This is a genomic window from Bacillus sp. BML-BC051, from assembly GCF_019656175.1.
Taxonomy (GTDB): Bacteria; Bacillota; Bacilli; order Bacillales; family Bacillaceae_G; genus Bacillus_A; species Bacillus_A mobilis.
In genome coordinates, this window is the sequence record NZ_BPLI01000015.1 from 1 (window position 1) to 25472 (window position 25472).

Consider the following 25472-nt stretch of genomic DNA (forward strand, 5'->3'; position numbering starts at 1 on the left):
CCTGTCCTTTTTACTTTATTCTATTTATGACAAACCCGGAATCTCCCTATGTTTTGTCGCTTGTTCAAAAGCATATGCTAGTTTAATCAAGATCCCCTCAGAAAAAGCCGTGCTTGCAAGAGTAATTCCAAACGGTCTCCCGTTATCCATATATCCCGCCGGTATCGCTATAGATGGATAACCTGCTTTCGCACATATAGTGGAGCCGATATAGGAAGGGAATAGAATCGCATCGAGATTATATTTTTTCAGTGCAAAGTCAATACCTTGTTCTTGCGAAAAATATATATCTTCTAATCTTGCGTTTATATATTCAGGATTTCTTAACGTATTGGGAAAATCTTTTCTTCCTTCTAACTTAGTTTGCCCATATTTCAAAGCTCTTTCTGCTATGTTCTCGTTAAACTTCATTAACTCTGAAATAGAATGCACCGGAATAGTAGAAGGTAATTTCGAAAGATAGTTATCTAGACTATGCTTTAGTTCATAAAGCGGAACTCCCCAGCTCCATTCTCTATGAAAAGAAGGAATATCAATATTTTCTACTACTGTTGCTCCCTTACTACGCAATACTTCAATTGTTTCCTTAAACAATTTTTCATCATACTCACCAGATTCATAATAATCTTTTGGCGCATTGCTATATACACCAATCTTCGCTCCATGTAAGCCATTAACATCAAGATATTTTGTATAATCATGTTCTGCTATACCTTCACTTTTATGAGTAGCTACATCCTTCTCATCTACCCCAGTTAAACTCCCTAACAAAATAGAAGCATCTGTTACTGTTCTCGCAAATGGACCTGCTGTATCTTGCGAATACGTAAACGGAATAATGCCTCTACGACTAATTAAACCGACAGTCGGTTTAATACCGACTACAGAATTTTGAACAGCTGGACTTAATATAGAAGCATCCGTTTCTGTTCCAACAGATACTACTGTAAAGTTAGCAGCAACTGCTATCGCAGATCCTGTACTTGAGCCACCAACAAACATATCATCCTCACCTGTACCGTAAGGGTTTATTGTTTGTCCACCTCTGGCACTATATCCAGCCCACATGTCAAATGACATTGCATTTGCTAATTCTGTCATATTTGTCTTTCCTATTATGATTGCTCCTGCTTCTCTCAGTTTCGTAACGAGAAATGCATCCTCACTACTAATATTTTGTTCCAAGGCAATCGTACCTGCACTTGTATGCATGGAATCATTCGTTTCAATATTGTCCTTAAGTAAAACAGGTATACCATGTAATGGACCTCTTATACCTTTTATCTTTCTTTCATAATCTAACGCTTCTGCAATAAAAACAGCATCTGGATTGATTTCTAAAATAGAATTAATTTTTGGTCCGTCTTGATCATATTTTGCAATTCTATGAAGATAATACATAACTAATTCTTTTGAAGTTAATTGTCCAGCTTCCATCGCTACTTGTATTTCATGAATTGTTAATTCTTTTTGTAATTGTGTGTTGAACTGAATCTCCATCTTCATTCTCCTTCTATAAAGCCTTTTATTGATATCATGTATCTATTTACTTGTTCATTTTCTCCGCTCCTCGCATATACAACTACAATCCAATTAAAAGAATTCAACTTACCAATGTAAAAACCTTTTATTTCCTGAAAAATATAAAAAGTCTGAAACGAGTTCACCTTCGCTTCAGACTCTTTTACTACTTTACACATACCTCATCTAGCAAATGTAAAAACTCCCCTTGTTTCCCGGCTAATTCAGGGCATTTTGCAATATCAATCCATTCGTAGCAAAATACTAAACCTTCATCTTCCTCACCAGCACTTACAATATGTTCCCAATCATCTTTTACATCTGTTAGTAACGTTACATGGAAGAAATGGCGCTTTTGATATTCTTTTTTGTCTTTCACAAGTATGATGTAATCGGCTAGGAATCTTTCTATGCATAAATGGCGTAATCCAGATTCTTCTTGTACTTCACGTAAAAGCGCCGCTTCTAATGTTTCCCCTTCGTCAACTGTTCCCCCTGGTATTTGTATACCAGCTTCAGGTATATCACGATGTTTAAAAACAAGCAGTTGCATAACTCCTTCTTTTTCTCTTGTTACATATGCGTGTACTTTTTTCTTATATAACACCGTCATAATCCTTCTCTCCCCTCAATTGTTCACTGCGTTACTTCTTCAAGTGTCAGTTGATTTTCATATAAATATGTAGCTTGTGGATTTCCCACATACCTCACATGCCATGGTTCATATCGATAACCTGTAAGCGATTCTTTCTCTTTTGTATATCGAATGACAAAACCAAATTTATGGGCATTTTCAGAAAGCCACTGCCCTTCTTTCGTTTCGCCAAAAATTGTCTCTAATTGAAACTTAGCAGATTGAGATGTAATATCCATAGCTAGTCCAGTTTGATGTTCACTTGTTCCAGGAACTGCGCTAGACATCGCTGTTTTTGCTTCTCCATCTTGTTTTTTATACATCGTATTTAATGCTTTTTGTCGATCAAAAGATCTAAATCCAGAAACCGCAAAAAGAAAAGCGCCCTCCTTATCAGCTTGCTGAAACATTTCCTCAAGCGCACCTGCTGCCTCTTTTCTCATTTTTTTCTTTTCTTGATCACCTTCACTTGAGTAACGCACTTTCGGAATAACTAAATCTGGCGGTCTATATCCATCTGGTAAACGCCTATTTTTATTCACAAGCACAAGCATCGAATTTGGATTACTAATTACCGCAATATCTCCATCCATATTCGCAATCGTTTCTTTCGCTTTTGGAAATATGTTATTTACATTTACCTCACGCGCCTGCTTATCCTTATACATTTTATAATTGATTCCTGCTACTCCAACAATGAGTATCATCGCTATGATACCAAGTAGTGTCCATCTTTTTTTCATATAACGACCTCTTATTTTAATAATTTGGCCATTTCATACTCATCGATGTTCTCTCCATCGATAATAAGAGCAGCTCTTTTGACACCTTCTTTCTCAAATCCAGCTTTTGTATATAGTGCCTGAGCTCTTGTATTGTGGGCCATTACCGTTAATTCTAAACGCCATACATCATGTAATCTTGCCCACTTCTCAGCCTCTTTAAACAATCTCGTCCCAATACCTCGCCCGCTATACTCTTGCAAAATACCAATTACAATACCTGCTACATGTCTTTTTCTTTGAATATGATTTCCATTCACTAAAATAAACCCTACTATTCTCTCATCTTTAACTGCTACAAATATCGTTGCATACTTATTTTCTATAAAGCGATGAATCATTTGTTCTTGTTGCTCGGCTGTAAATCTTCTTTCTCCTGGTTCATATAACATAAATTTCGTTTCTTCATCTAATTTCTTACTTAATTGCAAAAATGGTGCTGCATCTTCTATTTTGATCTCCCTAATCACTTCTATCACCCTGCCAGTTTCATAATAAAAAGTTTTCCTTGTAAAAAGATTTTCTCTATTTTCCTGAAAATCCCTTTGTAAATCTCCCAGTATAATTTGACAAATTTCGATATTACTATAGCAACGACAAATTATGTCTATTCTGTGACATCTCATCATGACAAAAAAACGCAAGCTTTACACTCACGTTTTTTCAAACTCTCCCACTCATTTATGTTTCACTTTATCCATTCACCTTTTCTGCCTGCCAGAAATATTCACCAAACGCTTTAGCAAGGGCATCAATCGATCTATTTAGTTCTTCCTCCGTATTATCTACGCCACCAACTTCAATTAATATTGCTTGCCCGGATAAGTCTTGATTGTAGACACCATTTCCTGTTTGGAATCCTTTTTGAATGACACCACGACTCATTCCTGGATACTTCTTACTAATCGTCTCATGTAAAGCTGTTGCTAATTGCAGGTTTTTTTCATAGTTTTTGTTTCCTTTCCCTATTACAAATGCAAGCTTCGCATATGATTTATCGCCAATGGTTTTTGTCGTAACATTCTTCCGAGCACTGTCACGGTGTAAGTCGAAAAAGTACTGCAATTCTTTATTGCCAGTCATTGCTTCTTGTACAATTTCCCGTGACATTTTGTAAGAACTATTACTATTTAACCCTTTACTAATCAACTTTTGACCGATATCTGTCTTGTCGTTAGTAGCTCCGATCCCTTCGCTTACTAATTGTTCACGAAATCGATCGCCCACTATTGATATGTTCGTAACAGAACTGGTCGCTTTATTCGCATTTGGATCGTTTGCTAAATTAAGTAACGGCAAATAAGATTCCCAACTATGCGAATGATAAATAAACGCAACTTGTCTTTTTCCTGTCGTTTGAGCCGGTTGCTTTTTCTCTTTGTTCGTATCTGGCTTTTGAGCCTGTCCACCTTCACCAGTTCGTTCTTTTACTACTTCTTCAAGTGGAACGCTCGACTCTATCGGTAAGTTAGAATAATTTGTCCCTTCACCCGCAATTACAATTTCTGTATCGTACTTACCAAAACCAGGTAGCTCTTTGCCAACAAAACTGCGTACATCGTTAAAACGAATATTCGTAGCCATCGAAAAGAGAAAAGAAGAAATCGAAAAATCTTGATTTAAATTTCGATACTCTTGTGTAAAATAATGATTCTCTTTCCCAAGAACGTACATGTAACCATTCATCGATAGCTCATTTAACCAATTATATAAATACGTTGACTTTGTCTCTTTCATAGAAGTTACCATCATACTAATAAGAAAGAAAGTCGCTAGTACTGTAGCAATAATAAATAAAACTAACTTACGTACACTTGTGAATTTCACATAAAAAAAGCCTCGATTCATACTATCACCCTCTCTATTCCAAGTTATGTACAAGCTCTAGAGAATAGACCGTCTAAATTCCGGCTATATTGTTTATGAGGTGAAATGAATTGAAGCTACTAATAGGAACATTACCCATTGTACTATCATTTATTTTTTATTGGCTTGCTAAGCATCATACAATCCGTATTGCTTTGCATATTTTAGCGTACTTAGCACTTTATGTACTCGGTACAATTATTTCTATTAATATATATGATGTTTTAATACAAGATTTAGTTTTCATGACAAGCATTCACGGTATTTTACTAAATCCATTTTTTCTTATATCAGGAGCGTATATAGGAATATACACTTTATACTTACTTTTGTCTTACATGATTACAAATATGAAAAATGGAGCGTAATGAAATGCAACCACCATTCATCTGTCATATATGCAAAAAAAGAATTGCGCGAAAGAAAGATCTTATTACTGCCACATCGTACTTCCGCTTATTTTTATTTCACGGTGATTGTTTTAAACGACAGCAAGTGTTCCTCTCACGATTTATTCCTGTGAATACACTTTTTAATTTCTTTCTTATTATATATGGACTTATTTTTGGCAGCATTCTTATGTTTACAGAGCCATCTATCATTTGGCTTATTTTTTTGTTTCCTATTCTATATCGGTTTCTTTCCTATTATTATGTTGAACGTTTTTTCTCTAAATAAAGTGCAGACTGTCCTTTCGGAATACTTAAACATTCCCACTCATTTTCTTTTAACATTTTACCGATGTAAATAATCTGTCCAATATGCAAAGCGTAATGAGAAATTTGTCTTTCAATTGCTTGCATAACAGTCTGTGCTTCACCGCGAATATATACCGTCTGTAATAAATGTTCCGGCGTTAGGACATTCATCGTTTTAAAAACATATTCCCATCCTTCATTCCATACTGTGAGTACCTCTTCCTTAGAATGATAGCCACCTTCAAATTCAGCATCTCGGTTACGATCTATTTTTTCACCATCAGATGTTAAAAAATCCGTCCATCTAGAACGCATGTTTCCGTTCAGATGTTTTATGATAACCGCTATGCTATTAGTTGCTTCATGAGAGGACCATTCAATCTGTTCATGCGATAATTGCGAAAGTACCCGTTCCCCTTGTTTCTTTGTTGCTTTAAAATTTGAAATGGCACATTGTAAATATTCTCGTCCAATATCCATGTTCCCCCGCCTTTACACTAACTAATTTTCGTTCCATTTGGTAATTCCATATTCGGCTGCAGTAATACGACATCACCAGCTTCAGGTACTCCTCCTAAAACAAGTACTTCTGATTTAAATCCAGCTACACGTTTTGGCGGAAAATTCACAACAGCAGCGATTTGCTGACCGATTAAATCTTCTGGGGTATATCTCTTCGTAATTTGAGCACTTGACTGCTTAACTCCAAGCTCTCCAAAATCAATTTTCAGTTTAATCGCTGGAACTCTCGCTTCTTTAAACTCCTCTGCATAGATTACAGTTCCAATTCTTATATCCAAAGTCAAAAAATCTTCAAAATTAGCCATTTTATCATTCCTCCCATTTATTACTTAGACAAAATACTAAAATCCCCTTTTTAAAAAAAGAAAGGCGCCTAAGCACCTTTCTTTTGTAGTTCACTTGATTCATTTGATTTATAGAAGAAGAAACCGAGAATCCCGCCAATACATGATGGGATTAACCATCCTATTCCTTCTTTATATAATGGTAACATTTGTAACACGTTAGAAATCGCGTCAATTTTAATGTTCGCACTTTCTAAACCGCTAAAGAAACTAATTAACAATGCACCTAAAATAGCTCCAATATAAATTGTATTACGCTTCCCAATCCATTTATGGAAGTACGAAAGTACAATTAATACAATTGCAACTGGATAAATGACCATTAACACCGGTAAAGTAACTGCGATTAATTGTGTTAAACCTAGGTTAGATACAATTAAACTAAACACACATACCATTGTTACAATCGTTTTATGCGAAAGTTTTGGGAATAAGTTTGTAAAGAAGCCTGCACAAGCTGATGTTAATCCAACAGAAGTTGTTAAACAAGCGAGTATAATAACAACCCCTAATAAAATTTTACCACTTGTTCCATATAACTCATTTACAACATTCGTTAAAATAAGCCCACCATTCTCTGATACACCAAGTGATGTACTCGTTGAACCAAGATAAGCAAGTGATAAATAGATTAACGTTAAACCAAGTACAGCAATAATACCTGATACTACTGTTATTTTTGCAACTTCACTACTCTCTTTTATCCCTTTAGAGCGGATAACTTGTACAACGACAATTCCAAATACGAGAGCACTAATTGCATCCATCGTTAAATATCCTTGTATAAATCCACCAAAGAAAGCATTTTCTTGATATGCCGCTAGCGGCGCAGCTGGTTCTCCAATTGGATCAATAATTGCCTTTCCGACAATAACAGCAACAATCAATACTAACAATGGTGTAAGAAATTTTCCGAACCAATCCACTAATTTAGATGGATTTAATGATAAATACCACGTTATTCCGAAGAAAACTATCGTGAATAGAAACAGCATGTACCATTCTGAAACCAATGCCTCTGATAGAAATGGCTTCATACCCATTTCAAATGAAACGGCTCCCGTACGCGGAATCGCGAAAAATGGTCCAATCGCTAAATAACTAATCAATGGAAAAATAAACGCAAATATAGGGTGAACTCTAGAAGATAGCGCTTTCAAGTCCCCCTCTACAAACGCGACAGCTGTTACAGCTAATAGGGGTAATCCGACTCCCGTTACAAGGAATCCAATTGTAGCAACCCAAACATTCTCTCCAGCTTGTTGCCCTAAAACTGGTGGGAAAATTAAATTTCCCGCTCCTAAAAATAGTGCAAATAGCATTAAACCAATCGCTACCGTATCACCTGGCCTTAAACGTCCCTTCATACTTTTCATTTGCATAGCACTTTTTCATTGTTTATCTCTATTTTCACAATATGCTATGCATCCTCCTCTCTGCTCAAGATGATAAAATATGCCCCTTACAAAGCAGTGTCTTTCTCCATAATTTCTCCATTCCCCTTATTCTTACTCTAACTATTAATTTTTGATTTTTTTGAATATTTAACCCATTAGAGTGGTATTGCGTGGAGTATAGTTGTCAGACCTCTTTGTTTTTATCACACATATAGTAACATATTTAGTTGAAAAATAAAAACATATTTTCAAATTGATTTTTTTGAAAATCAAAATTATCTACATTTTTTATTCTTTTACACAAATATTGTTACAATCTCACCTTTTATCCCACCATTATGTTCAAATAACTTTATGCACGCAACATAGCAAAAGCCACCCAACATAATTAGATGGCTTTTGCATGTCACTCTATCGTTTCAACTTCACGTGGATTTTTCATCTCTTCCACATACACAACTCTAAATCCATGATCTTCTAAATCTTTCAATAATGTCTCTAATTCACCTTCGTTAAACTCTTCTCCTAATGTAAACATAATTCTACGAACTAATAAGGCATCATTATCAAAAGTCATTAAACTTTGGATACCTGTATATTTTTTTAATACTGTTGATAATTTTTGAATGGCCCCATTATAATCTTGTGTTCCAATCATGACAGAATATTTACTAGAATGAACGCCCCAAGCATCTTCTAACAACTCAAAAACTTTTTTATGCGTTAAAATTCCAAGGAAGACTCCTTTTTCATCAACCACTGATAAATAAGGTAATTTTTTTATTGTAAAAAATACCTTAAAGAACGAAGAATCTTCTCTGACATATCCCTCTTTATCGTTTAATAATTGTAATACACTCTCTTCCAGCGAACCTTTATATTCTAAAATATCTACTTTATATATATTCCCTAAATATTTCTCTTTTTTTTCATCTAAAACTGGTACACAACGATAGCCAGTTTTATTTAAATGCCCCAGTGCTTCCCCTATTGTCATTGAACTTGAGCAAAATAAAACTTCCCTTTTCGGCACATAATTCCCTTTAATCCTCATAAACAGCCTCCTTATGTTAAAATACTTTCTGTGCCATAACTATATTATATTTTCAGAAAAAAATAAACAATTTATTTTACTTTTCTGAAAATTATTCATTTTCTTGTCATAATTTATTCACGTTTCATTCACTTATATCCCCTACAATACTAAACTTCTTTAAGAAAAATATATTGTAACTTACACAGAAAAAAGCTAAAATAAGAATAAGAATTTTCTGAATATTCTAAGAGTAGGTGATTACATGTCTTTATTGCGCTCACATATATGTAAATTTATCGTCGGTGTTCTCATTATTTTTATCATTAGTCCTATCCCTGCTTTATTCATTACACATAAATACTCATACATAACTGGCTTTATAAGCATTTTCCATAACTTCGCACAACTTTCTTCTATGACAATTCCAAAGATTGATTGGATGCACGAATCTATCTTTTTCTCAGCAAATCAGATGGTTCATACTTCTAATCATACAACACCGTTATTCCCTTACATATGGGAAATATATTTTGTATCGATTGTTCGTTTTACCTTTACTCTTGCGATCGGATTCTTCATCAGCTTAGGGATCGGCCATTTATTTTTTAAAGTACCTCATTCTGTTAAGAAGTTCACTTCTTTATTAAGATGGATACCGTACTCTTTTTGTACTGTATTATTACAATGCTCAGTCTTATTTCTACTCCTATACATCGCAAAATTTATAAAACTTCCCTACTACTCATCTTTTATCATCGTTTGTAGTACTTCCATGATTATCGTTATGCAAGCAATAAAAAAATGGGTCCCTTTCTTAAGTAACAGAAATGAATATGAAATAAAACAATCTTCTTTCCTTGTAGATACATTGTTTTTGGCGCTTACTTCAAATCATAAATCTATTCTAGGTTCCATTATTCTTTCATTCGTTTTTATGGAATGCGTTTTTCACGCAAGCGGACTATTACAATTTATCGTTCAATTCGGCGGAAATGCACCTGTAATTGTTACAATAAGCTTACTACTTTTGTATATCCCGTATTGCATACTCTCTTTTCTTCAAACACTATGGACGACAAACCACTTTAAACAACAATCCTACGCTTTAACGAGAAGTATTCCAAAATCTTAATGCGAAATAACCCTCTAGAATCTGAAAGTAGGGGGTTATTCCTTTTGTATAGCGGACAAAATAACAGCACATTCAAAAACTATTGCAGAAACATACCAATATTTACCCTTTTTCTTTGACTATTCTTTTCATTTGGATTTATTATAAAAGCATAACATAATTGCAGGAGGTGACATCTTTATTCCAAACTACGGAATAGAGAACACACTTGGACATATTAAATATTTTTCTCATCTTTGTACTTATCCTAATTTCCGGCTTTTTCGTTGCATCAGAATTCGCTGTTGTAAAAGTACGAAAAAGTCGAATTGACCAGCTTGCAAATGAAGGCAATAAACAAGCTTTAGCTGCAAGAAGTGTCATATCTAATTTAGATGTTTATTTATCAGCTTGTCAGCTCGGGATTACGATTACTTCTTTAGGGCTTGGTTGGCTTGGTGAACCGACTGTTGAACATTTACTACGACCGCTCTTTGAAAAGATTAATATTACTGGAACAATGGCGAATACTTTATCCTTTATTATTGCTTTTAGTGTTATTACATTTTTCCATGTTGTATTAGGTGAATTAGTTCCAAAGTCTTTCGCAATTCAGAAAGCAGAAGCAATCACACTTAAGTTTGCACGGCCACTTATTTTATTTGATAAAATTATGTATCCATTCATTTGGTTACTTAATAGTGCAGCTATCTTTTTCACAAAATTACTCGGCTTAGAGCCTGCGAAAGAAAATGAACTGGCCCATTCTGAAGAGGAACTACGACTCATTTTAGGTGAAAGTTTTAAAAGCGGTGAAATAAACCAAACCGAATATAAATATGTAAATAATATTTTTGAATTTGACGACCGAGTTGCAAAAGAAATTATGGTCCCTCGTACAGAAATGATTTGCTTATCTACTGAAAACACGTTAGAAGAAAATATGAATATCGTCGCAACTGAAAAGTTCACACGCTATCCGATCATCGAAAAAGATAAAGATGATATTATCGGTATGATCAATACGAAAGAAGTTTTTCACGATCAAACAAAAGGCATTCATAAGCCACTTGAATCTTACATACATCCAGTATTAACTGTATTTGAAACTGTTCCAATTCGCAAAACACTCGTACATCTACAAAAGAATCGTGTTCAGATGGCAATCGTTATGGATGAATATGGTGGTACGGCTGGACTTTTAACAATGGAAGATATTCTTGAAGAAATCATTGGAGAAATTCAAGATGAGTTTGATGCGGATGAATCACCTATGATTGAAAAACGTACGCCAAAGCTTACTGTTTTAGATGGGAAGGTACTCATTTCTGAAGTAAATGATATGTTTGGCCTACATATTGATGATAGCGATTTAGATACAATTGGAGGCTGGTTCCTCTCTCAAGCAGTGGACTTAAATATTGAGGCTGGTTATTTCATTGAATTTGCCGGTTTTCAATTTAAAGCACTAGAACTTGATGGACATCAAGTAAAAAAAATTGCGGTACATAAATTAGACACGAAGAAGGAGTTATAAAGTGACAGTATTATTTACAATCTGTATCATTGCCTGTTTCATTGTTTCATTTCTCGCCTTTATTTACCCTATCATTCCTGGCATCCTTGCTGTATGGGCTGGATATTTCATTTACCATTTTGGTATAAATGGCGGAGAACTAACAACTTCCTTTTGGATTATTCAAGTCATTTTCACACTTTTCATTTTCGTTGCTGATTTTATTGCAAATGGATATTTCCTAAAGAAATACGGGAGTTCTAAATGGGGCGAACGTGTCGGTATGATTTCTATCATTGTCGGGTCTTTCTTCTTCCCACCATTCGGTTTAATTATCATACCGTTCTTATCAGTATTTATTACAGAACTCATGCATAAAAAAGCGCCAAAAGACGCCTTTCTAGTAGGAGTTGCTACTGTAGTCGGTTTTTTAAGCAGTACAGTAGCGAAAGCCATTCTCCAAATTATAATGATTATCATATTTGTATGTTATATCATCTTTTAACCATCCCAATCTCGGGATGGTTTTTTAATAAGAAATACCTACTCGACTATTCTCATATTCGTTTTCACTACATAGATTCCACGTAAATTGCGCTGTATCACCAACTGTTATTTTCGCTCCCCCTTCCGGTAGTACATCTTTTTCAGTTCGATATACCCCTGTCACATCACCGTCTATTAAATGCGTCGGACAAACGACCGTCCAACATAAAGTACTACGACTAAGTATCTTATATGCAGCTAAATGATCTTCTGCTGCGGTTGTTGTCTTCCTTTTTGATTCAGTTGATTGAAATCGATATAAATTTAAATTTGTTCTTGCTTGTAAAATACCAGCTGTTCCTATTGTAATGATTTTATGAATGCCTTCTTCTTTCATTTGCTTTATAATTAGTGGCATACTCTTCGCTAATGTCCCATTTTGATCCGTTCCAAGTGCACTAATTACTATATCGCTTCCTTCTATCGCTTTCTTTATATCATTTTCATTCCATGCATTACCTTCTATAACTCGTAACCTTTCATGATGTATTTCCATTCTATTTACATCACGCGCTAATGCAGTCACTTCAGCTAAATCCTTTAATGCTAATTTTATTATGTTTGAACCTACTCGCCCAGTTGCTCCCAATATACATACTTTCATTTGTTTCCCCCTTTTTTCATTCTTTCTCTATTTTTCAATAATCTCACTCAATTTACAACAAAAAAGCTTCCTCATATATAAGAGGAAGCTCTATTATTATTTTACCCCGCCTTAACGGGCAGTAAGACCCTACCTCAAAATTCAGTAAAAACAAAGAAGTTAAGTGGGGATCAACTGCCCGTTAAAGCCCGATTGGTTCAACTAATAATTAGTGGGGGATGCCCCCCACTGATTAAACTTTTACTTTATTTCTTTTCTTTAGAATCCGTAGACTTCTCAGTTCCACTTGTTTCTTTATCCTTTTTGTCCTCTTGTTGTGTTGTATCGTCTTCTTTCTTCTTGTCCTCACCTTTACTACAACCTACCATTAATAAAGAACTTGCAAGTGCCATAGCAGTTAATGATTTAACCCATTTGTTCATTTGCGTTTCCTCCTTTAGATAGAATATGTACAATCCCATATTACTCTCTATTTTTAAAGGAAAGATTGAAAAATAGTAAATAAACGGTAAATATTTGTAAATTTTCTGATAATAGACATAGACTCCTATTCTTTTTTTCTCCATGAAAAATAAGAAACTAAGGCGCCTATCTTTCCGCCTTAGTTTCTTATGCAAACTTCTCATTTTCATATACATGTTTAATCTTATACTCTTTCTTCACAACATATTGCCATACACTATAGGCATAACGGTTCATTTTCAGGAAGCAATTTTCTAAAAACGAGCGGAATTCTGGATTCGCAACTTCAACCGCCACTTGAGCGAACTTTAGTGCTAACCGTTTTAAATGCGAAATATAACAAGTTGCAATATGGACATCCCCTGTATATTTACTATCATTTGCATTTTCGTTTTCATAAAAATGAAATGAAATTGGTTCACAAGTTATATGCTGTACATTCTCTCCTTCTTGAAAATTCACTTGTTCATTATATGCTTGCAGCATATAAGGTAAATGCTGCTGTAATAGCTCCTTTAATTCTTCGTCTCTTACCTTTCCTGTATACTCCCCAACCTTATATATAAGCATATAACTATACCTCATTAATTCTTTCATACAATCCATGAAAGTGCCTCCCTTCTCTTTTGTCTATATGTTATAAATATGATGCTATAACATTTGCTATTCTTGCTAAAAACCAATCCCATTTACTAATTTTCTCAAAATCTTCTTTCGAATATCTTTTTGATTTATGAAAATCTACTTTTAATCGGTTCCATACGTCAGCAACAACTTTTTTATCATATATGAGACAATTAGATTCACAATTTAAATAAAAACTTCTATTGTCAAAATTCGCTGTACCTATATCGACAATTTCTCCATCAATGATTGTTACTTTCCCGTGAAAAAAACCATTCCGATATTGATAAATTTCCGCTCCAGCGTCGTCCATATCTTTCAAATACGGATAAGCCGCTTGTTTTAACAATACCGCATCACTTTTAAATGGTACGAGAATTTTCACATTGACACCACGATGTAATGCATCTTTTAACTCATTCATCATTTCTTTACTTGGTACAAAATATGGCGTAGCAATAATTAAAGACTTTTTAGCCTGCTTTAAAAGCGCTCCATATTTCTCCCATAAACCTTTTCCATCTGAAAATAAATATTGATATTTCACATTCCCTATCGCAGGTAAACTTTCATTTACAGGCATTTTTTCTCCTGTATCTTCTTTCCAGTCAGCAGCAAATTTTCTTTCCATATCCATAGCACCATTGCCATTGACTCGTATATGATAATCACGCCACGGACCAAATTTCGGATCTTGTCCAAGATACTCCTTTCCAATATTAAAACCGCCGACGTATGATACCTTCCCATCTATCGTAACAATGCGTCTATGATTCCGTTGATGCAATGAATAGAATACATGTTTCAGTTTAAGCTTTTTACTAAACGTAAACTGGACACCATTTCTTTTTAGTTGACGAATTATCTTTTTCTTCAGCTTATATCCACCTATTCGATCGACTGACAATTTCACTTCTACTCCGCTCGATGCCTTTTTCTCGAGTAACTGCAAAAATTCTTGGCTTATTTCATCTTTACCTACAATATAAAAATGGATATATATGTACTTTTCTGCATTACGTATATCCTCAAATAAATTCTTATATAACTCTTCGCCGTTTGTATATAGTTGAAAATCACCTAATCGAACTTGTCCTAATTCATATTCACTAGCCATTTTTTTCCCCATTTCCAAATCGATGTTCATCCAAATGAATACACCTACTAAAAAAAGGAGTACAGCGAAAAAGTGTTTCATGGATATTTTCCTTTCTCCATTTACTGTTATTTCTATATCTTCCCTTTTTTAATACATTATCATTCAAGAAAATATGTCATTACATGATATATGTCCATAGCAAACGATAGCTCATTTGCATATTGTATGTTGTATCTTAAAATAAAAGGAGGAAATAACAATGGGCTTCGCACATGGTAATGGATTCGCGCTATTAGTCGTATTATTTATCCTCTTAATCATCGTCGGTGCTGCTTGCTTCTGCTAAGTAGTTATCGTCATATGATATGTGGATGAAAAAACTATAAAAGCGGACACCTATTTTTAGGTGTCCGCTTTTCATATGAAAAACATTTCAGTCCGTTATAATACCGTTAACGACTACATATTCAACTCAAAAAGTTAGTAATGTGGCTACTTTCTTACTCTCCGCCTTACGTATATGACGTTGTTCTGCACGTAACACAGCAATGCGATGTAATTCTTTCTCTTCTTCCGTTTCGGGGATTACTCGAGGAACTGGAACTGGATTATTGTCCTTACTAAGTGCAACGAATGTAACAAATGATGTTGCTGCTATACGTTTCTCACCTGAAATTAAATCTTCTGCTACTACTTTCACAAATACTTCCATAGAAGTTCTACCTGTCCAAATTACAAAGGATTCATAACTAACACAATCTGAAGAGCGAACAGGATGTAAGAAATCTACCCAATCCATAGATGCTGTCACACATTCTTTTCTTGCATGCCTCGTTGCGGAGATAGAAGCAACCATATCCATCTCGGCTAATATCTTTCCACCAAATAGCGTATTATGATCATTTAAATCTGTTGGAAATACTCGGCTCGTTTTAAACACTCTGGATTCATTAGCTGTTTTTCCCTTTACTTCAGTCATTGTTATCACCTCTTTGATTATTTAATCCGCTATTTGCAGACATTAAGACTCCCACCACAAAATTCGGCTGGAGCAAAGAAGTTCGGTAAGAGTTCCATTTCCCATTAACACTAGAACGGTATGAGCTTACTATCACTACACGTTTAATATTAACAACATTCAGAACTCTTAGTCCACAAAAAAGAACCGATGTAATCAATCGGCTCCTCTAAATACATATTGTTCTTTCGGCTGTTCAACTTTATTCCATTTTGTTACTTCTAAAACAGGAATGTTCGCATGGAATGGCTGATAAAATTCCGTTGATATCTCTCCTTCAACTTGAATCCAATCATCATTGTTCCATTCTACCCCTTCTGGTTTTTTCACTAACATACCATATACACCTGAATCCGCTACACAATGTATAATACCGAAACGGAATAAGAAATATTGTTCTTTTTGAGAAGAATCATCTTTGAAAACAAACCCTTTAAAAGATAATTTTTTCCCGGTAAACTCACCAGGATAATTATAAATTGTTTCCATCCCTTTTAGAAAATCTTCATCTTTTAAAGTAATACTATCTTTCGTAACAAACTCTTTTTTCCCTTTCTCCATTACACCACGGTATCCTTCTTTCCCGTAATAAATACTCGTATCAGGTCTTAGAAATTGCCTTGTCATAAATGGATCTTTACTTTCTGCTTGTGCTACTGGAAAATGAAACCCTTTCGCCTTAACAATGTCCGAATCTAATGTTGCAATCGGGAAAAACAATCCTGTGACTATCGGAAAACAAAATAATGTGTACGAAAATGCTTTTTTCCACCAAGTATTTTCATCTTTCGAATGATCATGCCCGCAATGGCTATGATCGCAACCACAATTGTGCTGTTCTTTTTCTTTTTGATGTTCTTTTTGGAAAACGATAATAATTTGAACGACCGTTAAAAAACCTAAAATAATAGCTGCTGTTTTTGATAAATAGGCATACTTCATATTGATATACTTCGTAATATTACCTGAAATATGAAGCTGCGCGATTAAGATTGTAAAACCTAATAATATATATGCTCGAAACATAACCTACCACCCCATCGCATAAATGAGTAGTGAGCTTGCATAAACAACAAGTGTAACTGTAACTGTAACGACAATTACAAATTTCGTTTTAAATGTTGCAAGCATCATAAACATATTTTTAATATCCACCATCGGTCCGTATACGAGGAACGCGACAAGTGATGCTGTTGAAAATGTACTTTGGAATGACGAAGCAATAAATGCATCCGCTTCTGAACAAAGTGATAAAATGTAAGCAAGTCCCATCATAACAGCTGGTGAAGAAAACGGCCCTTGTCCTATAGCAAGAAGTGTTGAAGTTTGTACGAACGTTTGAACTGCCGCTGCAATTAACGCACCTAATACTAAATATTTTCCCATCGAGAAAAATTCCTCAACAGCATGCGTACATACATCCCACATTTTTTTACGTAATGGACGCTTATGATTCACTTCTGGGAAGTGATCATCTCTTAATTGATGTTCTTTAAACATAAATGATAATATAATTCCAACGATAATTGCTACGATAATCGCTACAATAGAACGATACCATACCATGTGCATACTGCTTCCAAAGGCAACGTATGTTGCAAATAATACGACCGGATTAATAATTGGCCCAGTTAACATAAATGCAATCCCGGCATATGGTGGAACCCCTTTTCCGATTAACCGCCTTACAATCGGAACGATTCCACATTCACAACCCGGAAACATCATACCTAAAAAAGTAGCCATTAAAACAGACAGAAATCGGTTTTTCGGCATCCATTTTGCTACCATATCTTCTGTCACAAACATTTGAATGAATCCTGAAATAAATACACCAATGAGCACAAAAGGAAGTGCTTCGATCAAAATAGAGATAAAGATTGTATTCATTTGCAGGAATGCTTTCGGTAATTGAAACAATTCCATGATGTATTTCCTCCAACTTTTCATTAACAATATGTAATTTTAACCCTATTTTATTAATTGGACAAGGCTTATACGGAATTCCTACCTTTCAGATACATTACATTTTATAAGTTATATTCTATTCAAAACTTTGGATTTCATAGCAAAAAAGCTGCTCTAGCGCAGTTACACAACTATGCTAGAGCAGCTTTCTTCTCGTTAAAAGTAACGTTTCTTCCAAAAAACAAACGCTAATGTGAAAGATAGTGTTACACATATTATGAGTACAATTACAAAACCATGTGCTTCCCCTTCAAACGGAACCTTTACGTTCATTCCAAAGAAACTAGAAACCATCGTTGGTAACGATAAAATGATTGTGATAGACGTTAACAGTTTCATAACACTATTTAAATTATTTGATATAACGGAGCTAAAAGTATTCATCATTCCACTTAAAATGTGACTATATATTTCCGCCATTTCAATCGCCTGTTTATTTTCAATTAATACATCTTCTAATAAATCTTGATCGTCTTCATACATTTTTAAAAATGTACTGTTACGCATTAATTTTTGAATTACAATTTTATTCGCCTTTAATGATGTTGTAAAGTAAACTAAACTTTTTTCAAGGCCTAGCAATGTGAAAATCTCTTTATTTTTCATCGACTTATTTAATTGATGCTCTAAATCGATTGTTTTTCTGTTAATTTGCTTTAAGTATCTTAAATAATAAGTAGAAATCGTATATAAGAGCTGAAGTGCAAAGCGTGTCTTTTTAAACGTATAAAATTCTTTAATACGTTGATTAATAAAGCGTTCGAAAATTGGGTTTTCTTCTAAACAAATTGTCACAAAGCAATCTGGCATTACAATCATACCTATTGGAATCGTGTCATAAATCGAATTTCCTTCTTCATCATGTCTAACTGTTGGAATATCCACGATTATTAAGGTATTATTGTCTTCCTTTTCAATACGAGAGCGTTCTTCATCATCTAAAGGGTCTTTAATGAAATCTAAGTCTACATTTAAAGTTTGTACTAGATATTGAATTTCTTCTTCCGTTGGATGAAGTACATTAATCCAGCAACCCTTTTGCATTTCCTCAACCTCTTGTAGTTTTCCGTTTCGGTCTGTTAAATAAATATTTAACATACTATCACCCCGATTCTTTTTACATGTAGGAATCTACCTCTCTTACAGAACAGTTTTTGAACCGCCATTCTCAGCATATGAAACATACGTTTAAATTTCAATAGAAAAATTATTTTGAAAACGTTTTTATAAGAAAAATATTCTAAACAAAGAAAAAGACAGAGTGCTCTCTGCCTTAAAAAGCTTATGTTGCCTTTATAACATATTTAGAAAGCATCCACAAGTTAAAGCCAACTGAAATCGTATAACCAGCGTATGTTGAAATAATAAAACTTACATAATCGAAATACGGAAGCAATACGATATTTAAAACTATCTTTACAATAATGCCAATTACTAATCCTAGCACTGTTTTCTGTTGTTGGTTAATTCCTTGTAACATCGCAGCTGTTACTGTAAAAAGCGAAAATAGTATACAGGCAGGAGCATAATACTGTAAAATAACTCTCCCCATCTCCGGATCATTTCCGGCACCAAATAAAAGAGTATATACTGGTTTTGCTAACAACATCATTCCAATCGCCGCTGGTACCGTAATACCTACTACTAATACATTCGTTCTCGTAAAATGTTTGTACAGTAACTTCACATTCCCTGCTGTATAGGCTTTTGTCATCTCAGGTACGAGAGACATACTAAAAGCAGTCGCAACGGAAACTGGGATGAGTACAACCATCTGAACAAGACCAATTATTGCATTTATCTTCTCCGCTTCTCCTTGCATATACCCTATTTGTATAAGTAGTTTATTAATTGTAAATGTATCAATCGTCTGATACAACGGAATTGCTAAACCAACCACAACAAACGGTATTGAATATGTAAAGAGCTCCTTATACAGTGAGAAGAAAGATTTCGTTGTTTGCGGTATACTTGCCATCTCTTTTTTCTTTAAGTGCTTTCTCCTTCTTATGTAATACGCACTTAAAACAGTTAATCCACCTATCGCTCCCATAAAGGCACCGAACGTTGAAATACCAACTGCTAGCGAGATAGAAGCTTTTAAAATATATAAAACGACAAAGCTTCCTATTAAAATGGTTAAGACCCTAAAAAACTGCTCAACAACTACACTTAAAGCAGAAGGCCCCATCGATTGAAACCCTTGAAAGAATCCCCTTAATAAACTCATTACCGGTACAAGTATTAACGCAAAACTTACAATTTGGATATTAGTAGTGACCGCTGCTACACTATTCCCCGTTTGATCATTTCCATCGATTACAAGTTTAGCTAAATGTGGAGCTAATATATATAGCGTAAAACATGAGATTACTCCCATTATTAACATAAAAAAGATACCGCTCTTTAGCACTCTCTTAACCGTATGATAATCATTCAGTTGATCATATTTTGATACCATTTTTGAAACGGCAAGTGGTAGTCCCATCGTCGCAATGCTGAGCATAATCGTATATGGACGATATGCATACGTGTATAAAACGTACCCACTCGTACCGACCATTGCTGTAAATGGTATAACATATATAAACCCTAACATTTTAGATATCATCGTTGCCATCGTTAAAAATATCGTTCCACGTATAAACGGTGACCCTTTCATCACATTCCTCCGCTACGCTTTATTATTACACATTATGGACAACTCCTTTTTTTTAGAACCGAAACAAATAAAAAAGCCAATGAAAAATCATTGACTTTAACGCGCTGCTTTCTTCTTTTTGAAATACTTCAAACCGAAGTATAAAGCAACAAAAAGAACAGCTCCTATAATTATGTAATGTGTGTAATCAGATGCATACTCTTTAATGTGTCGCCAATTCCCACCAAGCTTTTCACCTAAGTATATAAATAGTATTGACCATGGAATAATCGCAACTACTGTATACAGTGTAAATAGTTTTAATGGCATTTTAGCTAATCCTGCTGGAATAGAGATTGCATGACGTACGACTGGAATAAAGCGTGCAGAAAAGATTACTCCTGCTCCGTAACGCTTAAACCAACCTTCCGCTATGTCTAAATGGTGTTTATTAATAAGTAGATATTTCCCATATTTCTCTACAACTGGACGCCCTCCGTAATATCCAAGCCAGTATAAAAAGATTTGGGCTAAAGTACCACCAATAGTTCCGGCGATAACTGCACCGACAAAACTAATTTTACCATCCGCTACTAAAAATCCAGCATACGAAAGTACAATTTCACTCGGGATAATTTCAATCATTAAAGCTAGCGCTACTCCAAAGTAACCTAAGCTTGCAAAAAATTGCAATAACTGATCTATTATGCTTGCTAACATTTTATTTTCTATCTCCTTTTTTCTTCACATACCATCCCATTATTACATAAAGGTTGCATTCTGCCAATATCTTCATTTCAACAATATGATTGGCATAAGCATGATTAATCTATTAATATTTCTTTCTGAGGTTCTTTCATAAAGGCAAACATTTCTTTAATTTGTTCTTCGGTATTTCTAGCAATCGATAAATTAGGCAATTCATTTTCACCAAAGAACTCCACATCTTCTGTTTCAATACTCGTTTTCTTTTCGCCACCAATAATCTTACAGCCAATAAAAATTTTATATACGTGTGTTGCTGAAGGCGATGGTTGATGTTTTTCTTTATCAAATATAGCGAATAGTTTAAAATCATCCACTTCATAACCCGTCTCCTCTATAACTTCTTTTGCTGCTACTTCTGTTGGCGTATAGCCGATATCAGCCCATCCACCTGGCAATGCCCATTTCCCATCACTTTTTTCTTTCACAAATAATAACTTTTCATTTTGAAAAACGACTGCTCTAATATCAACTTTTGGTGTTTGATAGCCTGTCTCATTTGCAAATAACTTCTCTACAACTTCCCAATCTGTCTTTGTGTAATGTGACATCATGGAAATGGAAATATCCCGTAATTGTTGGAAACGCTCTATATCATACACATCTTTAGAATACGTTAAACCCGCTTGGGCTATAGCTTGTATTTGTTTTACCCAATCAACCCACTTAACTGTCATGTTTCCACATCTCCATTCTTTATTAAGTAAATATTACTTCAATTCAATTAATACATCTTTATTATACAAAAAAAGAGATTGATAATGTTCCAATCTCTTTCAAAATTAATCCAATTCATGTAAGTGGTCTTGTATATACTTTCTTCTTTTATTTATATATTCATCGATCATATCAGCTTCTTGATCAAATGTTTCTAATTTTTCTTTCATATATGGATCTTGTAGTAAATATGGACGAATCGTTTCACACAAACTTTCAACTTTCGGCATCATAAACGAAACGGTAAATTGTTCTTCTAGTATTTCTTCCAAAATACTTCGGTATTGTTTTCTAAATACAGGTATATCTAACAATCTTGCACTTAACGTGTTATAGCCTTGAATGCGAATATACTCATGATTAAGTGGTCTCCCTTGTACATCTCGCCCCCAAGTCGCATCATAATCCCACGGTATCACTTCAAATAAATTTGTTTCATCGTTATGATATAGTGCATAGTTATGAACGAAACCATCAAAGTTTTGTGTAAAAATAACGCCAGCTAACCATCGTAAATATTTATCAACATGCAAAAACTTTCCAATTTCTTTTTCATAAGCTTCCCTCGACAAAGCATTTGCTTGAAATACAAATTCACTCAGCTGTTCTTCACTATTTTTATTCGAATATTTAAATTCATAACCCGCAAAGAGCTCAGTCTTAACATCTTTATCCCTCTCACTCATTAAAGAAAAATTCGCATCATCATCTATCGCATAATAAATAGAACCACTCGGTAATCCTCTATTTTTCAAAAAGTTTTCATCAACTGATTCTAACTGTAAATATACACCTTGAATTTGACCATTAATTTTTATAAATACATGTTGTGATTTTGGTGAAAGTACACCAATATCATGAAAAAAATCTAAAGATAATTTATTTCGTATGAGAGACGGATCCATAAACTCAGAATTTAAATGAATCTCTTTCGCACCTTGAAATTTTTTCGGTTTATAAAACATAACATGATAAGACTTTTTCTCAAATTCACGAATATGAGCACCCCGGTATACGATATCAATATCATACTTCTTTTTTCCATAAGTTAATTTTGCTGGCACTGGACTGTCTGACCAAATGTCTTTTTTTAATTCCACTAAGTACATTGGATGAATAAAAAAATCATATGAAGGTAGCATGTTTTCTCATCCCTTCTCAGTTCTCTTCATTCAATGTATGCGCCTTGTCTTGTCCATACATCCGCTATCATCCATTTATATAAAATTACACTCTTGTCTTGTTCAGAAAGACGTCATATCTCATATCATGTTAAGGAAAAAGAATACCTTTTCACCTGAATACATGATAAGGAGGATTTCTATGAAACGTGATATTAGAAAAGCTGTTGAAGAAATCAAAAGTGCTGGGATGGAGGATTTCTTACACCAAGATCCAAGTACCTTTGAGTGCGATGATGATAAATTCTCTCATCATCGATGTACAACAGGTTGTAAATGTACAACTGGGGGTAAATGTCCAAGAACAAGATGTACTCGCGTGAAACATTGTACTTTCGTTACAAAATGTACGCACGTAAAAAAATGGACATTTGTTACAAAATGTACTCGTGTGCGCGTTCAAAAATGGACATTCGTTACGAAAGTGACTCGTAGAAAAGAATGCGTTTTAGTTACAAAACGTACTCGCAGAAAACATTGTACTTTCGTTACAAAATGCATACGCTTTGAAAAGAAATTTTTCTGGACAAAACGAAGTTTCTGTAAAAAATGCGAATTCTTCCCTAACAGACACGGTCACTCTTGCGATGATTCATGGGATCATGGTAAAGACTGTCACGATGGCGGACACAAGTGGGACGATTGCAAAGGCGGACATAAATTCCCATCTTGCAAAAATAAGAAATTCGATCACTTCTGGTATAAAAAACGTAATTGCTAGTTTTTATACCAACCAAAAAAGGCCGTTTTGCGGCCTTTTTTACATTTATTGAAAATGACTTATATCTGCAAATTGCTTCACTTCACCTTTCCCTTCTTCAAATTCTATTATACTTAGACTAGCACTATGCATAAATGGATCATCCCATACATTTTCTATTTCAATACCCGCAAAATGTCCTACAAGTAGTTTTGCCGCTGCCGCATGGGAAACAATTAATATACTTTCTCCTTTATGCTTTTCTAAAAGAAGTTGTATCCCATCCATTACCCTTTTATGAACAGCCTCAAAATTTTCTCCCGATGTTGACTGGAAAAGATGTGGCTCATACCAAAATAACTGTATTTCGTCTGGGTACTGCCTTTCTATATCATCGACTGTCTGTCCTTCCCATATACCCATGTTAATTTCATAGAAATGCTCATCCGCGATTATCGGTATATCACGTTCGCCCTTTATTAACTCTGCAGTATGAAGGGTTCTTTCACTCGGACTACTATAGATCGCATCGATAGATAAATCTTTCATTCGATCTCCTAATTGCTTAGCTTGTAACATACCATTTTCAGTTAAAGCAGAATTTTTCCGGCCTTGCATTCGTTTCTCTACATTCCATTCCGTTTCACCATGCCTTGTTACATATACCGTTGTCTTCACTTCAATTCCCCCTTACCATGTCGGCCGCAATTCCCACGGTTCTACTCGTCCTACAATCCATTCATCACATTTACTTTCAATTCCTTTTATTACTCCATCCGATATTTCTTCATGGGTAAGCCATCTTCCGTATGTATCTTCTAATATAAAACCTAATATTATTCTATGATAGCTACATCGCGTACCGCCTATTTTTTGTGCGGCTATTCTCGACGCTTTACTGCCTAAAATATGAAAAACGTTGTATGTTTCAGACGACAAGTCTAATTCTCTACAAATGAGTGATAATGCATCCTTTGCACTTGCGTGTATCCATGCGACAACCAATGTTATTGGGCCATTCCTCTCAATTGTGTTTTTAATAGCTAACTTTACATCGTCATCATGATGATAATCTAACGGAAGGCATGTGATACTTTCAGGTGTGGTACTCTCCCGTTTAACATTTTCTAATTTCACTTCATCTCTTCCAATAATAGAAACATGAAACCCTTGCTCACAAAGCCACATAGACACCCTCTTTAGCATTCCCGTTCCACCAATTACTAACGCATGCAACTTCTTTCCCCCTTAGTAAAATGTCATATGAGGTTTATCTTCCCTATAATAATTAATTCGGTCTTGCAATGTCCCTGAATGAAACTCAAACTTATGTCCATCAGGATCAACAAAATATATAGACTCACAATCTCTTACATCCCGTTCTCTTCCTTGTAAAATATGAACATCGTTTTCTTCTAATCGTTGCAGTAGACGTTCAAAGTCTTTCTGTTCAACAGAAAACGCAATATGCGTATAAGATTGATGAATCTCATTTCTCGGAATATGTGTTTCTTCATTAAGTGCTATCCATACTCCACATATGTTAAAATATGCCAATTTTCTCCCTTTAACTAATAATTCTCCCCCTAATACTTTTTCATAAAACATAATAGAGTTTTCTAAATTAGATACCGAAAAACAAATATGATTGATTCCCCTTAACAACTATAATTCCTCCTTATACAAAAAAGATGAGCAAAAATTCACTCACCTTTTATTG

The 25472-nt window shown here is 34.6% G+C and carries 31 protein-coding genes; 7 read left to right on the forward strand and 24 right to left on the reverse strand.

Going from position 1 to position 25472, the window contains the following annotated elements:
* Positions 1-24: 24 nt before the first annotated feature.
* From K5S59_RS06345 to spoIIP, 5 genes are all read right to left on the reverse strand, one after another.
* The gene (locus K5S59_RS06345) at positions 25-1500 is read right to left on the reverse strand and encodes an amidase family protein (RefSeq protein WP_098258720.1); all 1476 of its coding nucleotides are present in this window, start codon (positions 1498-1500) and stop codon (positions 25-27) included.
* A gap of 187 nt (positions 1501-1687) precedes the next feature.
* Entirely contained in the window at positions 1688-2134 is a 447-nt protein-coding gene (locus K5S59_RS06350) for an NUDIX hydrolase (protein WP_000217582.1), read from the reverse strand.
* 23 nt (positions 2135-2157) lie between these two features.
* A complete protein-coding gene (locus K5S59_RS06355; RefSeq protein ID WP_000747713.1) occupies positions 2158-2898 on the reverse strand; it encodes a M15 family metallopeptidase in 741 nt (246 codons plus the stop codon).
* An 11-nt stretch (positions 2899-2909) separates the two neighbouring features.
* Positions 2910-3407 carry a GNAT family N-acetyltransferase gene (locus K5S59_RS06360; protein ID WP_000617580.1) on the reverse strand — a complete coding sequence of 166 codons (498 nt, stop codon included), beginning with the start codon at positions 3405-3407 and terminating at the stop codon, positions 2910-2912.
* A 223-nt stretch (positions 3408-3630) separates the two neighbouring features.
* A complete protein-coding gene (gene spoIIP / locus K5S59_RS06365) occupies positions 3631-4785 on the reverse strand; it encodes a stage II sporulation protein SpoIIP (RefSeq protein WP_001079294.1) in 1155 nt (384 codons plus the stop codon).
* Between the two features lie 89 nt (positions 4786-4874).
* Between spoIIP and K5S59_RS06370 the strand changes: the two genes are divergently transcribed.
* Positions 4875-5171 carry a hypothetical protein gene (locus K5S59_RS06370; RefSeq protein ID WP_000770743.1) on the forward strand — a complete coding sequence of 99 codons (297 nt, stop codon included), beginning with the start codon at positions 4875-4877 and terminating at the stop codon, positions 5169-5171.
* A 4-nt stretch (positions 5172-5175) separates the two neighbouring features.
* Positions 5176-5481: a permease gene (locus tag K5S59_RS06375; protein WP_120449881.1), complete on the forward strand. Its 306-nt coding sequence runs from the start codon at positions 5176-5178 to the stop codon at positions 5479-5481.
* Here K5S59_RS06375 and K5S59_RS06380 read toward each other — a convergent pair.
* The 4 genes from K5S59_RS06380 to cbpA form a co-directional block, all read right to left on the reverse strand.
* Positions 5454-5981: a DUF1572 domain-containing protein gene (locus tag K5S59_RS06380; protein ID WP_000351100.1), complete on the reverse strand. Its 528-nt coding sequence runs from the start codon at positions 5979-5981 to the stop codon at positions 5454-5456. The two genes, K5S59_RS06375 and K5S59_RS06380, sit on opposite strands and share 28 nt — an antisense overlap.
* Positions 5982-5998: 17 nt before the next feature.
* Positions 5999-6328 carry a chaperone CsaA gene (gene csaA, locus K5S59_RS06385; protein WP_001263030.1) on the reverse strand — a complete coding sequence of 110 codons (330 nt, stop codon included), beginning with the start codon at positions 6326-6328 and terminating at the stop codon, positions 5999-6001.
* A 68-nt stretch (positions 6329-6396) separates the two neighbouring features.
* Positions 6397-7734: a branched-chain amino acid transport system II carrier protein BrnQ4 gene (gene brnQ4 / locus K5S59_RS06390; protein ID WP_418656664.1), complete on the reverse strand. Its 1338-nt coding sequence runs from the start codon at positions 7732-7734 to the stop codon at positions 6397-6399.
* Positions 7735-8170: 436 nt separating this feature from the next.
* The gene (gene cbpA, locus K5S59_RS06395) at positions 8171-8818 is read right to left on the reverse strand and encodes a cyclic di-AMP binding protein CbpA (RefSeq protein WP_001220517.1); all 648 of its coding nucleotides are present in this window, start codon (positions 8816-8818) and stop codon (positions 8171-8173) included.
* Positions 8819-9062: 244 nt separating this feature from the next.
* Between cbpA and K5S59_RS06400 the strand changes: the two genes are divergently transcribed.
* The 3 genes from K5S59_RS06400 to K5S59_RS06410 all read left to right on the forward strand — a co-directional run bounded on the left by K5S59_RS06400 (position 9063) and on the right by K5S59_RS06410 (position 11932).
* Positions 9063-9932, forward strand: coding sequence for a hypothetical protein (locus K5S59_RS06400; RefSeq protein WP_000055287.1), 870 nt, complete (start codon positions 9063-9065; stop codon positions 9930-9932).
* Positions 9933-10140: 208 nt separating this feature from the next.
* The gene (locus K5S59_RS06405; protein ID WP_098258724.1) at positions 10141-11448 is read left to right on the forward strand and encodes a hemolysin family protein; all 1308 of its coding nucleotides are present in this window, start codon (positions 10141-10143) and stop codon (positions 11446-11448) included.
* A 1-nt stretch (position 11449) separates the two neighbouring features.
* On the forward strand, positions 11450-11932 hold the full coding sequence (locus K5S59_RS06410; RefSeq protein WP_120449879.1) for a DUF456 domain-containing protein: 483 nt from the start codon (positions 11450-11452) through the stop codon (positions 11930-11932).
* Between the two features lie 24 nt (positions 11933-11956).
* Here K5S59_RS06410 and K5S59_RS06415 read toward each other — a convergent pair whose 3' ends face one another.
* From K5S59_RS06415 to cls, 4 genes are all read right to left on the reverse strand, one after another.
* Entirely contained in the window at positions 11957-12577 is a 621-nt protein-coding gene (locus K5S59_RS06415; protein ID WP_000861618.1) for an NAD(P)-dependent oxidoreductase, read from the reverse strand.
* A 245-nt stretch (positions 12578-12822) separates the two neighbouring features.
* Positions 12823-12999, reverse strand: coding sequence for a hypothetical protein (locus K5S59_RS06420; RefSeq protein ID WP_002071461.1), 177 nt, complete (start codon positions 12997-12999; stop codon positions 12823-12825).
* A 187-nt stretch (positions 13000-13186) separates the two neighbouring features.
* The gene (locus K5S59_RS06425) at positions 13187-13645 is read right to left on the reverse strand and encodes a spore coat protein (RefSeq protein ID WP_000340555.1); all 459 of its coding nucleotides are present in this window, start codon (positions 13643-13645) and stop codon (positions 13187-13189) included.
* Positions 13646-13676: 31 nt separating this feature from the next.
* The gene (cls, locus tag K5S59_RS06430; RefSeq protein ID WP_120449877.1) at positions 13677-14861 is read right to left on the reverse strand and encodes a cardiolipin synthase; all 1185 of its coding nucleotides are present in this window, start codon (positions 14859-14861) and stop codon (positions 13677-13679) included.
* 160 nt (positions 14862-15021) lie between these two features.
* On the opposite strand from cls, the gene K5S59_RS06435 reads away from it, so the two are divergent.
* Positions 15022-15108 (forward strand): YjcZ family sporulation protein, encoded by an 87-nt coding sequence (locus tag K5S59_RS06435; RefSeq protein ID WP_000505094.1) that lies wholly within the window; start codon positions 15022-15024, stop codon positions 15106-15108.
* A 126-nt stretch (positions 15109-15234) separates the two neighbouring features.
* On the opposite strand, the gene K5S59_RS06440 is transcribed toward K5S59_RS06435, so the two are convergent.
* From K5S59_RS06440 to cotH, 8 genes are all read right to left on the reverse strand, one after another.
* Positions 15235-15741, reverse strand: a complete 507-nt coding sequence (locus K5S59_RS06440) for an acyl-CoA thioesterase (protein ID WP_000141166.1) — start codon at positions 15739-15741, stop codon at positions 15235-15237.
* A 195-nt stretch (positions 15742-15936) separates the two neighbouring features.
* Positions 15937-16806: a TIGR03943 family putative permease subunit gene (locus K5S59_RS06445; protein WP_000488035.1), complete on the reverse strand. Its 870-nt coding sequence runs from the start codon at positions 16804-16806 to the stop codon at positions 15937-15939.
* A 3-nt stretch (positions 16807-16809) separates the two neighbouring features.
* Positions 16810-17706 (reverse strand): permease, encoded by an 897-nt coding sequence (locus K5S59_RS06450; RefSeq protein WP_000418724.1) that lies wholly within the window; start codon positions 17704-17706, stop codon positions 16810-16812.
* Positions 17707-17904: 198 nt separating this feature from the next.
* Positions 17905-18846 carry a magnesium transporter CorA family protein gene (locus K5S59_RS06455; protein ID WP_000932392.1) on the reverse strand — a complete coding sequence of 314 codons (942 nt, stop codon included), beginning with the start codon at positions 18844-18846 and terminating at the stop codon, positions 17905-17907.
* A 184-nt stretch (positions 18847-19030) separates the two neighbouring features.
* On the reverse strand, positions 19031-20410 hold the full coding sequence (locus K5S59_RS06460; protein WP_002071458.1) for a putative polysaccharide biosynthesis protein: 1380 nt from the start codon (positions 20408-20410) through the stop codon (positions 19031-19033).
* A 96-nt stretch (positions 20411-20506) separates the two neighbouring features.
* Complete coding sequence (gene uptA, locus K5S59_RS06465; RefSeq protein ID WP_000881202.1) at positions 20507-21109, reverse strand: undecaprenyl phosphate transporter UptA; 603 nt, start codon at positions 21107-21109, stop codon at positions 20507-20509.
* A 104-nt stretch (positions 21110-21213) separates the two neighbouring features.
* The gene (locus K5S59_RS06470) at positions 21214-21831 is read right to left on the reverse strand and encodes an NUDIX hydrolase N-terminal domain-containing protein (protein WP_000216930.1); all 618 of its coding nucleotides are present in this window, start codon (positions 21829-21831) and stop codon (positions 21214-21216) included.
* Between the two features lie 105 nt (positions 21832-21936).
* Complete coding sequence (gene cotH, locus K5S59_RS06475; RefSeq protein ID WP_000937987.1) at positions 21937-23013, reverse strand: spore coat protein CotH; 1077 nt, start codon at positions 23011-23013, stop codon at positions 21937-21939.
* 181 nt (positions 23014-23194) lie between these two features.
* Between cotH and exsB the strand changes: the two genes are divergently transcribed.
* Positions 23195-23773, forward strand: coding sequence for an exosporium protein ExsB (gene exsB, locus K5S59_RS06480; RefSeq protein WP_000817496.1), 579 nt, complete (start codon positions 23195-23197; stop codon positions 23771-23773).
* 45 nt (positions 23774-23818) lie between these two features.
* Here the strand turns inward: exsB and K5S59_RS06485 are convergent, their stop codons facing one another.
* From K5S59_RS06485 to fosB, 3 genes are read right to left on the reverse strand one after another with little or no spacing between them, the layout of a single operon-like run.
* A complete protein-coding gene (locus tag K5S59_RS06485) occupies positions 23819-24430 on the reverse strand; it encodes a phosphoserine phosphatase 1 (RefSeq protein ID WP_097889426.1) in 612 nt (203 codons plus the stop codon).
* 12 nt (positions 24431-24442) lie between these two features.
* The gene (locus tag K5S59_RS06490; RefSeq protein ID WP_000543151.1) at positions 24443-24988 is read right to left on the reverse strand and encodes a short-chain dehydrogenase; all 546 of its coding nucleotides are present in this window, start codon (positions 24986-24988) and stop codon (positions 24443-24445) included.
* A 12-nt stretch (positions 24989-25000) separates the two neighbouring features.
* The gene (gene fosB, locus K5S59_RS06495; RefSeq protein ID WP_000943776.1) at positions 25001-25417 is read right to left on the reverse strand and encodes a FosBx1 family fosfomycin resistance bacillithiol transferase; all 417 of its coding nucleotides are present in this window, start codon (positions 25415-25417) and stop codon (positions 25001-25003) included.
* Positions 25418-25472: the final 55 nt, after the last annotated feature.